The organism is Pseudomonas gozinkensis (assembly GCF_014863585.1).
Classification (GTDB): domain Bacteria; phylum Pseudomonadota; class Gammaproteobacteria; order Pseudomonadales; family Pseudomonadaceae; genus Aquipseudomonas; species Aquipseudomonas gozinkensis.
Genome location: NZ_CP062253.1, coordinates 5,283,560 through 5,295,777 on the forward strand (window position 1 = coordinate 5,283,560; position 12,218 = coordinate 5,295,777).

Below are 12,218 nucleotides of genomic sequence, written 5' to 3' on the forward strand. Positions count from 1 at the left end.
AATCACTCCTAGAGTTACGACTTTAACTTTACAGTCATTACTGCAAAAGAGACGTACGCGCTACGGGGCGCTGCGAAACAGGCCCTCAAGCCTTTCGACCACTCGTCAGGGCACAGGCGCGCTCAGGAAAAAAACGCTTGCCGGGTCTTAAAGATATATCTTAAGTTGTATCTAAACACGACGAGAGAAGACTGAAATGAGAGACCATCATTCCCCCCACCGCGATCACGGTGACAGCCGTGACGGCTTCGAAAAGCGCCACGGTCGCGAACGCGGCGGTCGCGGCCCGCGCGTATTCGCCCCCGGCGATCTGAAACTGTTGCTGCTGGCGCTGATCGCCGAACAGCCCTGCCACGGCTACGACCTGATTCGTCAGATCGAAACCATGTTCGACGGCGCCTATAGCCCGAGCCCGGGCGTGATCTACCCGACCCTGACGTTCCTCGAAGAAAGCGAAATGATCAGCGGCGATGCCGAGGGCGGCAAAAAGCGCTACGCGGTGACCGATGCCGGCCGTCAATCCCTCAGCGAACAGGCGGTAGCGCTGGACGGCGTACGCACGCGTATCGACGTCAGCAAGCGCTCACTGCGCGGCCATGACCGGCCGCCGGAAATTCATGAAGCGGTGCACAACCTGCGTCATGCCCTGCAGATGCACCACGGGCGCTGGAACCCGGAAGAAATCCTGCGGGTGCGCGACCTGCTCAATGACACCGCCAAAGCCATCGTCGACGGCCCCGCCGTTCAATCTGCCCCGGAGAAAGCCGAATGACTGAAGTACAGACCCAAGGCATCCACCGCGTGATGCACGAAATCAAACGTCGCCGCCTGGAAGTACTGCGGGTAGTCGACCTGACCCCGCGCATGCGCCGCATCACCCTTGGCGGGCCGGAACTGGCAGGATTCATCAGCCTCGGCACCGACGACCACGTCAAACTGCTGTTCCCGCAGAACGCCGAACAGGCCGCCGCGCTGGAAACCCTGGTGCTCGGCGCCGGCAAGAGCGACGTGCCGATGCCCGAAATGCGCGACTACACCCCGCGCCGTTACGACCTCGACAAGCTTGAACTGGACATCGATTTTGTCCTGCACGGCGACGGCCCTGCCTCGACCTGGGCCGAACAGGCCAAGCCCGGGCAGTTCCTGCACATCGGTGGCCCGCGCGGTTCGATGATCGTGCCGGACATCTTCGACAGCTACCTGCTGATCGGCGACGAAACCGCCCTGCCCGCCATCGCCCGCCGCCTCGAAGGCCTGGCGGCCAATCGCAAGGCGCTGGTGGTGATCGAAGTGGAAAACGGCAAGGAGCAGCAAGCCCTGGAAAGTGCGGCGCAGGTCAACGTGATCTGGGTTTTGCGCGAAGGCGGCAAAGACAATTTGCTGGCCACCATCAAACAATTGCAGGTGCCCAAGGGCAATCTGTATGCGTGGGTGGCGACGGAAACGAAAGTCTCGCGGCAGATCCGCCGGGTACTGCTCGATGAGCACGGGCTCGACGAGCAGTTCGTCAAAGCCGTCGGTTACTGGCGTGCCGAGGGCACAGAGGAAGAGTGAAACGAGTGGCGGCGCTAAGTGCGCCGCCCTTGCCAGCGATCAATCCCGATCACCAGCAACGCAATCAGCACGAACCCAACCAGAATCCCCCCGGCATTGACGAACACCTGTGGATAACCCAGCAGTGCCACGTCAATGAACGGATACGCGTAAGCCCCCAGCAGATGCCCGCGCAACAGCGCATAGGCGAAGTACACCAGCGGATAGATCAACCACAACGGCAGATGCTTCAGACGCAATGAGCCCTTCGGCACGCAAAGCCACCAATAAGCCAGAAACAGCAGCGGCATCACGTCGTGAAGTAATTCGTCAGCGATAAACTGCCAGCCCTGCGGATGCCACAGATGTCGCAGAAGAATGCTGTAGGCCAGGCCTACCACGGCAATGCTGACGGCAATTCCACTGCTGACCCACGGTTGCAGAAACCAGCGCCGTGCAGCGGATTCGCGATAGGTCACCGCGCAGGTCAGCACCACCGCCACCAATGTGTTGGTGATCACGGTGAAATAACTGAAGAAACTCACCAGCCCGCCCAGCAAACTGGCGCCGACGCTCAGACGTGCGAAGAAAATCAGGTACAGCTGAATCCCCAGCCCGGCCCAGCCCAACACCGCGGCCGAAGTGATCAGACGTCGCCGCGATACGGCGTTCATCTCAGAGCGGACGCTTGGTGCGCATCAGCTTCACGTACAGACGCTCGACCTTTTCCCGTGCCCATGGCGTCTTGCGCAAAAAGGTCAGGCTCGACTTGATGGTCGGATCGCTCTTGAAGCAACGGATGTCGATGCGCTCGGCCAGGCCCGACCATTCGTAGTGGGTCACCAGTGCATTGAGGATCTGTTCGAGGGTCACGCCGTGCAGCGGATCGGGGTTGTGGTCGTTCATGCCGGGCCTTTGGGCGAAGTGAAAATGCAGAAGCCGCGCACCTTAGCCGAGGGCATGGGCGGGTGGAAGGCCTTGGGTTAAATGTAGGCCAACCGGAGAAGATCGCAGGTCTGCGCCAATGCCCGCAATGCGCTGTATTGCCGCACTGTTACCGAATCCGAAAGGGTTCATGTCTGCAAAAGCACTTTGTGTTTTTGTAACAGGACATTATCCTGCCGCCCTTCTGCTGAATCGCTTCACTGCCTGCGTCAAATCGTAGCGGCCAGCTTATCCCCCAAAAAGATCAAGAAAGACCCTATTCATGCCCGATTTTCCGTTCTCCCGAGACAGCGCTATCTCAACCCTGCGCCTGATCGGCGGCTGCACCGCCCTTGGCCTCGCCACCTGCACCCAGGCCGCTCCGGCCTTCGACAGTGAATCACCGTGGATGCTCGGTGACTGGAACGGCACCCGCAGCGAACTCGCGGCAAAAGGTATCGACTTCAAGCTCGACTACACCGGCGAAATGGGCAGCAACCTGCACGGCGGCTACGACCACGACCGCACCGCGCGCTACAGCGACCAATGGGGCCTCGGCACCCATCTGGACCTGCAAAAACTGCTGGGCTGGAACGACGCTGAATTCCAGCTGACCGTGACCAAGCGCAGCGGCAACAACATCAGCAACGACCGCATCAACGACCCGCGCGTCGGTGGTTTCACCTCGGCCCAGGAAGTCTGGGGCCGTGGCCAGACCACCCGCCTCACGCAGATGTGGTACCAGCAGAAATTCTTCGACCAGAAGCTCGACATCAAGGTCGGCCGCTTTGGCGAAGGCGAAGACTTCAACACCTTCCCGTGCGACTTCCAGAACCTGGCGTTCTGCGGCTCGCAGGTCGGCAACTGGGTCGGCGGCATCTGGTACAACTGGCCGGTCAGCCAATGGGCGCTGCGCGTCAAATATCACCTGACGCCGGAGCTGTACGCGCAGGTCGGCGCCTATGAGCAGAACCCGTCGAACCTCGATCGCGGCAACGGCTTCAAGCTCAGCGGCAGCGGCACCCAGGGCGCGATCCTGCCGATCGAGCTGGTGTGGAAGCCCAAGCTCAACGGCCTGCCGGGTGAATACCGCGCCGGTTACTACTACAGCAACGCCAAGGCCACCGATGCGTATAAAGACAGCAACGGCCAGCCGGCTGCCTTGAGCGGCGAAGCCTATCGCAGCGCTTCGAGCAAACACGGCGTGTGGCTCGGCGTGCAGCAGCAGATCACCAGCGTCGCCAGCGACAACTCCCGTGGTCTGAGCGTGTTCGCCAACGGCACGATGCACGACAAGAAGACCAACGCCATCGACAACTACGTCCAGGCCGGCGTGGTCTACAAAGGCCTGTTCGACGCCCGCGCCAAGGACGACATCGGTGCAGCCATCGCCCGCGTCCACGTCAACCCGGCCTACCGCAAGAACGCCGAGGCGACCAACCAGGCCCGCGCCGTCTACGACTATGACGATCCGTCCTTCCTGCCACCGCAGGACACCGAATACAGCGCCGAACTCTATTACGGCGTGCACGTCACCAACTGGCTGACCGTGCGCCCGAACCTGCAATACATCCGCCATCCGGGCGGTGTGGACAAGGTCGATGACGCGCTGATTGGCGGGATCAAGATCCAGTCGTCGTTCTGACCCAATGCAGGCCGCTCAGGCCTGCAGATGAAATTCGATAGCAAGACAAGTTTTTATCTGAACCATGCCCGCGCCTGATCGTCATCTACAGTGACTACAGCGCGGGACTACTTGAAACGTCACGGAGAACCACACTATGAGCACTGAAGGTGCTTCGAGTCGAAGCCGTCTTCTGCCGAACCTGCTCGGCATTCTGCTTCTGCTGATGGGCCTGGCCATGCTGGCCGGGGGAATCAAGCTGAGTACGCTCGGCGGCTCGCTGTATTACCTGCTGGCCGGTATCGGCATCACGCTGACTGGCATTCTGATGCTGATGCGCCGTCGGGCAGCATTGGGCCTGTACGCCATCGTGCTGTTCGCCAGCACGGTCTGGGCGCTGTGGGAAGTCGGCCTGGACTGGTGGCAACTGGTGCCGCGTCTGGCGCTGTGGTTTGTCCTCGGCTTCGTGATGCTGCTGCCGTGGTTCCGTCGTCCGTTGCTGATCAACGGCCCTGCGCCGATGGGCACCGGCGGCCTGACCGTGGCCGTGATTCTGGCCGGCGTCACCGCCCTGGCCAGCCTGTTCACCCACCCGGGCGAAACCTTTGGCGAACTGGGTCGCGACACCGCCGACACCACCAGCACCGCGCCGCAAATGCCGGACGGCGACTGGCAGGCCTATGGCCGCACCGAATTCGGTGACCGCTACTCGCCACTGAAGCAGATCACCCCGGCCAACGTCGGCAAGCTGCAAGAAGCCTGGCGCATCCAGACCGGCGACCTGCCGACTGCCGATGACCCGGTCGAGCTGACCAACGAAAACACCCCGCTGAAAGCCAACGGCATGCTCTACGCCTGCACCGCCCACAGCAAAGTGCTGGCGCTGGACCCGGACACCGGCAAGGAACTGTGGCGCTTCGACCCGCAGATCAAGAGCCCGGTCGGCTTCAAGGGCTTCGCCCACATGACCTGCCGTGGCGTGTCGTACTACGACGAAGCCGCTTACGCCAAGTCTGAAAACGCGGCGTCCGCCGTCATCTCCGAAGCCGGCAAAGCCGTCGCCCAGGCCTGCCCGCGTCGCCTGTACCTGCCGACCGCCGACGCTCGCCTGATCGCACTGAACGCCGACACCGGCAAGATCTGTGAAGGCTTCGGCAACAACGGTGTGGTTGACCTGACCCAGGGCATCGGCCCGTTCACCGCCGGTGGTTACTACTCCACTTCGCCTGCCGCCATCACCCGTGATCTGGTGATCATGGGCGGTCACGTCACCGACAACGAATCGACCAACGAGCCGTCCGGCGTAATCCGCGCCTTCGACGTGCGCGACGGCCACCTCGTATGGAACTGGGACAGCGACAAGCCAGACGCCACCGAGCCTCTGGCACCGGGCGAAACCTACAGCCGTAACTCGGCGAACATGTGGTCGCTGGCCAGCGTCGATGAAAAACTCGGCATGGTTTACCTGCCACTGGGCAACCAGACTCCAGACCAATGGGGCGCCGACCGCACCCCGGGCGCCGAGAAATTCAGCGCCGGCGTAGTAGCCCTGGACCTGGGCACCGGTAAAGTGCGCTGGAACTACCAGTTCACCCACCACGACTTGTGGGACATGGACGTCGGCAGCCAGCCAACCCTGCTGGACATGAAAACCGCCGACGGCATCAAGCCAGCGCTGATCGCCCCGACCAAACAGGGCAGCCTGTACGTCCTCGACCGTCGTGACGGCACGCCGATCATCCCGATCAAGGAAATCCCGGTTCCGCAAGGCGCCGTGAAAGGCGACCACACCGCTCCGACCCAGGCCCGTTCGGACCTGAACCTGCTGGCCCCGGAACTGACCGAAAAAGCCATGTGGGGCGCCAGCCCGTTCGACCAGATGCTGTGCCGCATCCAGTTCAAGGAACTGCGCTACGAAGGCCAATACACGCCTCCGTCGGAACAGGGCAGCCTGATCTACCCGGGTAACGTCGGCGTGTTCAACTGGGGCGGCGTGTCGGTCGACCCGGTTCGCCAGATGCTGTTCACCAGCCCGAACTACATGGCCTTCGTCTCGAAAATGGTGCCTCGCGAGAAAGTCGCGGCCGGCAGCAAACGCGAGAGCGAAACCGCTGGCGTGCAACCGAACACCGGCGCGCCATACGCGGTGATCATGCACCCGTTCATGTCGCCACTGGGCGTACCGTGCCAGGCACCGGCCTGGGGCTACGTCGCCGGTATCGACCTGACCACCGGCAAAGTCGTCTGGAAACGCAAAAACGGCACCAGCCGCGACAGCTCGCCGATCCCGATCGGCTTCACCCTGGGCGTGCCAAGCATGGGCGGCTCGATCGTCACCGCCGGCGGCGTCGGCTTCCTCAGCGGCACCCTCGACCAGTACCTGCGCGCCTACGACGTGAACACCGGCAAGGAACTGTGGAAATCGCGTCTGCCTGCCGGCGGCCAAGCGACCCCGATGACCTACACCGGCAAGGACGGCAAGCAATACGTCCTGCTCGTGGTGGGTGGTCACGGCTCGCTGGGCACCAAGATGGGTGACTATGTGATTGCTTACAAACTGCCGGAATAAGTTTTAACGGCGGTAAAAGGAAAGGCGATGCCCTGTGAGGGGTGTCGCCTTTTTTGTGGGCGACAATCGCCAATCGATATAAAAGACTGTCAACTTTGACAGGCGCTGTCCTGCCCGTTTACTCCGATCATCAACCTCATGCAGCGGTTGAATCACGGAGCCTTCCATGTCAGATACGCGCTATGGCAACCACTGGATCGAAGCGCTGATCAAAGGGCAGACACGCTTTCACCAGTTGCCCGCCGATCTTGATCACAACGAAGCCGCCCTGATTCGCCGTGAAGCCCTGCAATACATCAGTGGAGCTTCGCTGCGCAGTATTGGCGATTACACCCGCGAACCGCAGCCGGCCCATTGCGAGAACCGGATCGGTTCCATCCAGATTCCACTGGGCGTCGCCGGCCCTTTGCTCGTCAAAGGCCTGGTCATCACTGCCCAGGAACCGGTCTACGTTCCCATGGCCACCACCGAAGGTGCACTGGTTGCCAGTACCTCCCGTGGCTGCCGGGCATTGCACGCCGCTGGCGGCGCAGTGGTTCGGGTCGACGAGGTGGGCATTACCCGTGCGCCGGTGTTTCGCTCCAGTGGCATCCTGCAGACCCAGACCTTTCTGGGATGGATCCGCGAGCACTTTGCGCAGATCCGGCAACTCTGCGAACAGGACAGTCACCACCTGCAGTTGCAGGACATCGTGCCCGCCGTCGTCGGCACTTCGATCTATCTGCGCTTTCGTTTCCACACCGCCGATGCCATGGGCATGAACATGGCAACCATTGCCTGCGACCGGGTCATCCGCCAATTGATAAGCCCCGAGACAGGCGTCCCCTGCATCAGCATTTCGGGCAATTACTGCACCGATAAAAAGCCTGCGATGGTCAACTTCCTCAACGGGCGCGGCTATCGGATCCACGCCGAAGTACGTCTGAGCAAAGACATACTGCGCGACATTCTGAAAACCGACGCCAAGGCACTTTGCGAGCTGCAGTACCGGAAAAACCTGCTGGGTTCAGTCATGGCCGGAACCTTCGGTGGCAATGCTCATCATGCCAACCTGCTCGCTGCATTCTTCATCGCCACCGGCCAGGATGTCGCTCAAGTGGCTGAAAGTGCCACGGGCATCACCTGTATCGAAGCCTGTGATCATGACGCCGTTTACGCGTCGATCATGATGCCCGACGTACCGCTGGGAACGGTCGGCGGCGGCACCGGACTGTGCACCCAGCGCGAAGCCCTGGCCTTGATGGGCATCGTCCCGGGCAGCAAAAAGCCCGGTATCGACACCCGGCGGCTGGCTGAAATACTCGGCGCCCTGGTACTCGCCGGTGAACTGTCGATCATGGCTGCCCAGGCCTCGCACCAACTGGTTTCAGCCCATCAGCGGCTGGGGCGCTGACCCCATGATCCATGCAAGAGCCCCCGGCAAAATCATCCTGATAGGTGAACATGCCGCGCTGCATGGATGTCCGGCAATCGCCTGTGCCGTGGGGCTTTACTGCAATGTGTGGATATCTGCGCAAGAGCATCGGCAGATCGTTGTGCAACTGCCCGACCTTTCGTACCAGCACAGCTATGCCCCCGAACAGCTGGCGGACTATGTCAGCCATGTTCGTCTGGCCTGGGAGCATTATCGGCGCGTCCCCAGCGCCTGGAGTTATGCGCAACTCCACGCCAGTGCCCCCGACCACCTGATCAAATGCGCCATCGGTGAAATCCTGCTCCGAATCGCGCCGCCAGACTGGCAGGGCTTTATCCTGCGGGTGCAATCGCAGATTCCGACCGGTGCCGGTTTCGGCAGCTCCGGCGCACTGGCGGTCACGCTGATGGCGGCACTGTCGCAGTTGTTCCGGCTGACAGATACCGATTGCCCGCTCGAACAATTGGCCCTGTCGGTAGAACGCTTTCAGCACGGTGAACCCTCGGGCATCGACCACAACACCAGCCTGCTGGGCTCGGTTGTCGTAGGCCGGCGTGACGCGAAGGGCCAGTTCAATCTGCGCACGCTACCCGACAGCCCTCTGATCCTGCCGCTCGCCAACGTGCGTCTCTTCAACACCGGAACCGCCCGCGAGAACACCGGCCAGGTCATTGCCGCTACCCGATTCCGGCTCGAAGGCGCCCACAATGCATTGCTGGCCAGCATGCAACGCAATACCGAGCGTTTCTGTTCGCTGCTCCAACAATCGCGTCCAATGCCGGAAACACTTCGTGCGGTAATACGCGACTACCAGGCTGATCTGGAATCCCTGGGTGTCGTCCCCGCCGCTGTTGCACAAGTGATTCGCGCGGTAGAAAAAGCAGGCGGTGCAGCGAAGATCTGCGGCGCCGGAACACTGTCCGGGGATCAGGCCGGCGCGCTGCTGGTGATGGGCGCAGAAGATGTACCAGAGCTTTCGCGGTATCGGCGAATCGAAGCACCTCTCGCGGTGGCAGGTCTCGAGATCACCCGCCCATGAACCGCACCAGCGTCTCCTCCCCCGCCAACATCGCGCTGATCAAGTACTGGGGCATGCGCGATGCGCTGAGCACATTGCCCAACAACGCCTCGCTTTCAATGACCCTCAGTCGCTGCGTCAGCCTCTGCACACTGACACCACTGGCCGATGGCACAGCCGATGAAATTCTGTGGAAAACCTCGCGCGGCGCGCTGGTGCCGGCCGACCTCACCCTGCGAGCCGGGATCGAACATCACCTGCAAGCATTGCGCGAACACTTCGATCACTGGCAACCGCTACGCATCGCCACCACCAATAGTTTCCCGACCGGCGCCGGAATCGCCTCGTCGGCGGCGGGCTTCAGCGCCTTGGCGGCGGCATTTGCCGTGTATCGCGGATGTTCGCCGACAGATCCCGTCCTCAGCGATCTGGCGCGCCTGTCCGGCTCCGGCTCGGCGGCACGTTCGGTATCCGGTGGTTTTGTGCAGTGGCCCGGTAATGCGCAACTGCTTTCGGGGCCGGCCCTGCAAATCGCCCCGGCGCGCCACTGGCCGCTTCACGACCTGATCGCCGTAGTCGATGCCCGACACAAAACCGTCAGCTCCCGCCAGGGTCATCTGCTCGCCACCAGCAGCGAGTTTTATCCGACCCGCCTGAAGCTGCTGCCTGAGCGTCTGGAACAAGTACGCCACGCCATTCTCGAACGTGACTTCACCCGACTGGCCGACGCGGTGGAACGCGAAGCCATCGAATTGCACATGATTGCCATGACTTCACAGCCACCGATCTTCTACTGGCGACCGGCGACACTGGCCTTGCTGGAACAGGTCCGTCAACTGCGTCGCGAAGGCCTGGACGTCTGCGCCACCCTCGACGCCGGGCCCAACGTGCACGTGCTGTGCACGCCGCAACATTCCCCCAGGGTGTTTGCTGCGCTGCGCAAACTGCCTGACATCCAGCGCTGGATACTCGATAAAACAGGCGACGGCCCCCGGCGGCTGGAGCAGCATCTGTTTTGATTCTTGCGTCCTACATACGAGGTTTATCTGGGGGGACGATTCCGACAAGTCGCGTCGGTTGTCCCTAGAAACGGGGTGGATAGGCTTTGGGGGTCGCTGCAGCGTGGGAACGATCAAAGCAACTAACATCCACAACCAGCAGACGCCAAGGCGCCCCCTCGCGGATAAGGCCGGTACGAAGATCCTTTCTTCTCAAGGAATCGATTACTGGATCGTATGGAGGTTACGCAAACTACGCTGCACCGTGGAGAAGGTTGAAAAACACTCAATATGAAGCTTCATCCTTACTGTCGTCTACTGTCATTCCTGACAGTAGACGACAGCAGAAGACCTTTCCAAAATCACGGCGCTGCCAGACCAAATCTGGTCCAGGAAAGTCTTCAAAGAAAGGAGCTGACAATGTTTACCCAATATTTACGACCTCTCACGAAAAACAATCCTTGTAAGGGAACCCTGACCGCAGATGTTTCAGGTGAAACGCCTTTTACATCGGAAGGGCTGGGCTTCGCCAATGATTACTCTGCAATTGACGACAAGTTACATCTGGCGCTCAGTACTCTTCAAAACGTCAACCAAGGCGTAGTAGTCATGCAACGCGGCTTTGAGATGGTTTTCGATGCCGATATCAAAAGCGGTACGTACAGATTCGAAGACAAAAAAGTATTCGCGAGCTACTGGACAATGCGCATAGAGTCCTCAAAGTTGCGAATCGAAACGTTCAGTGCCGATACCGGCACAATTACCGTGGACTTTGATGACACAAACGAAATGTATGAAGCCACCTTTTCCTTCAAATCCACCGACGCAACCGGAGGTCAACTGGAAGTTACACAAGGCAGGCTATCGATCAAAGGACGTGACGACATCATTCTTTAAACGAACGATGCGGCAAAGAGGGAATGCTTGCCATTTCATATCTATGCCAACCCCGATGAGAGAGTGATCCGACTTGCTATGAGTCAGACTGTCACGTGAGAAAGATCACTCCCATCATTTGGGCGACGGCTCCCCGCGCACAGATACCTCCCTCTATCGCGTCGCGGTAATCGAGCAGGTAGCTCCACTTCTCATTCGGAGTTACACCCTGAAAAAGCAACACCAAACCCGCCCCAAACCGACGATACCTCGCCGTTCGAGTCCACCGACTCAAAGAAACTCCACGAGGCTGCCAAGCGCGCCCTCGACCACCACTTCAATCCCATTTCAGAAAAATACCTTGGCCGCCGACCGAGCCAGATGTTCCAGATTTCGCCGGACATGGACGATGAAACCCTGTTGGCCCATGCCTGTGAGTCCTTGGCGACAGCCAGCGTCATGGCCAGTGATGTAGCGGCTTTTGTCGATACGCCGCAGCGGCACCGGATCCTGGGGATTCAGCAGGTGATCATGCTGGCGGAACTGGCGGTGAATCGAGTACTGGATAACGTCGAAGTACAACGTTACCCAACACACAGCTAAGCCGCCCTGACAAAATCGACCTGCCAGCCACAAACCGCATTCGCTGGCAGATCGACTGGGACGCAGAGCGTCCCGGGCTGCATTCCCACGCAGAGCGTGGGAACGATCAAAGCCACCCTGACGAAATCGACTGCCAGCCACAAACCGCATTCGCTGGCAGATCGATTGGGACGCAGAGCGTCCCGGGCTGCATTCCCACGCAGAGTGGACTGCACCCCAAAGGTTGGACACAACCGATGGGGTGCAGTCCACTCTGCGTGGGAACGATCAAGTTCCAGCCATGCGCGGGAGGGTCTATGCCCTGCCAGGTTCCATTCCCCGGTCGACCAACCCGCGCATGGCTCCCCCAAAAGCAGGATGAGCGTTAGCTCGACAAGGCTCTTGATCTTGATCCACAGGTCCCGTCGGCAGGCTGAGTGGAGGGGTTCATCCGGGGGGTAGGCGCGCAGCGCCGTTCGACGCAGTCGAACACATCGAGAGGAGGTGCAGCGAAGCAAACCGGAGGCGATGCCCCCGGATGAATCCCGGAGCGAAGGAACCCCGAGCGCCCTGATTTTAACGGTTCAACTGGCTAACAACGATTGGAACAAGGCGACAGGTGCCTTGACACGCACCGGTTTGTCAAAAAAGTGAGTCGCCGTAAGGGCCATCCCTTTCAA

At 60.5% G+C, this 12,218-nt stretch carries 10 protein-coding genes and 1 pseudogene; 9 read left to right on the forward strand and 2 right to left on the reverse strand.

Translation table 11 applies throughout. From position 1 onward, the window contains the following. Nucleotides 1–196 precede the first annotated feature (196 nt). Nucleotides 197–772 (forward strand): PadR family transcriptional regulator, encoded by a 576-nt coding sequence (locus tag IHQ43_RS23420; protein WP_192562283.1) that lies wholly within the window; start codon nt 197–199, stop codon nt 770–772. Continuing rightward, entirely contained in the window at nt 769–1,554 is a 786-nt protein-coding gene (locus IHQ43_RS23425) for a siderophore-interacting protein (RefSeq protein WP_192562284.1), read from the forward strand. The genes IHQ43_RS23420 and IHQ43_RS23425 overlap by 4 nt, the downstream gene beginning before the upstream one ends. 14 nt (nt 1,555–1,568) lie before the next feature. On the opposite strand, the gene IHQ43_RS23430 is transcribed toward IHQ43_RS23425, so the two are convergent. Together IHQ43_RS23430 and IHQ43_RS23435 are read right to left on the reverse strand one after the other, a co-directional pair. Further along, nucleotides 1,569–2,207: a Pr6Pr family membrane protein gene (locus IHQ43_RS23430; RefSeq protein WP_192562285.1), complete on the reverse strand. Its 639-nt coding sequence runs from the start codon at nt 2,205–2,207 to the stop codon at nt 1,569–1,571. 1 nt (nt 2,208) lies between these two features. Next, a complete protein-coding gene (locus tag IHQ43_RS23435; protein ID WP_007956650.1) occupies nt 2,209–2,439 on the reverse strand; it encodes a VF530 family protein in 231 nt (76 codons plus the stop codon). Between the two features lie 301 nt (nt 2,440–2,740). Between IHQ43_RS23435 and IHQ43_RS23440 the strand changes: the two genes are divergently transcribed. From IHQ43_RS23440 to IHQ43_RS23470, 7 genes and pseudogenes are all read left to right on the forward strand, one after another. Beyond that, on the forward strand, nt 2,741–4,102 hold the full coding sequence (locus IHQ43_RS23440) for a carbohydrate porin (protein ID WP_192562286.1): 1,362 nt from the start codon (nt 2,741–2,743) through the stop codon (nt 4,100–4,102). 136 nt (nt 4,103–4,238) lie between these two features. Continuing rightward, nucleotides 4,239–6,650, forward strand: coding sequence for a glucose/quinate/shikimate family membrane-bound PQQ-dependent dehydrogenase (locus tag IHQ43_RS23445; RefSeq protein ID WP_192562287.1), 2,412 nt, complete (start codon nt 4,239–4,241; stop codon nt 6,648–6,650). A gap of 166 nt (nt 6,651–6,816) precedes the next feature. Further along, nucleotides 6,817–8,043 carry a hydroxymethylglutaryl-CoA reductase gene (locus IHQ43_RS23450; RefSeq protein ID WP_192562288.1) on the forward strand — a complete coding sequence of 409 codons (1,227 nt, stop codon included), beginning with the start codon at nt 6,817–6,819 and terminating at the stop codon, nt 8,041–8,043. A gap of 4 nt (nt 8,044–8,047) precedes the next feature. Beyond that, nucleotides 8,048–9,103 (forward strand): mevalonate kinase family protein, encoded by a 1,056-nt coding sequence (locus IHQ43_RS23455; protein ID WP_192562289.1) that lies wholly within the window; start codon nt 8,048–8,050, stop codon nt 9,101–9,103. Continuing rightward, nucleotides 9,100–10,101: a diphosphomevalonate decarboxylase gene (gene mvaD / locus IHQ43_RS23460; RefSeq protein ID WP_192562290.1), complete on the forward strand. Its 1,002-nt coding sequence runs from the start codon at nt 9,100–9,102 to the stop codon at nt 10,099–10,101. Before IHQ43_RS23455 ends, mvaD begins: the two co-directional genes overlap by 4 nt. A gap of 399 nt (nt 10,102–10,500) precedes the next feature. Continuing rightward, nucleotides 10,501–10,977: a hypothetical protein gene (locus tag IHQ43_RS23465; protein WP_192562291.1), complete on the forward strand. Its 477-nt coding sequence runs from the start codon at nt 10,501–10,503 to the stop codon at nt 10,975–10,977. A gap of 213 nt (nt 10,978–11,190) precedes the next feature. Then, nucleotides 11,191–11,559, forward strand: a pseudogene (locus IHQ43_RS23470) (DUF6124 family protein); the annotation flags it as partial. Nucleotides 11,560–12,218: the final 659 nt, after the last annotated feature.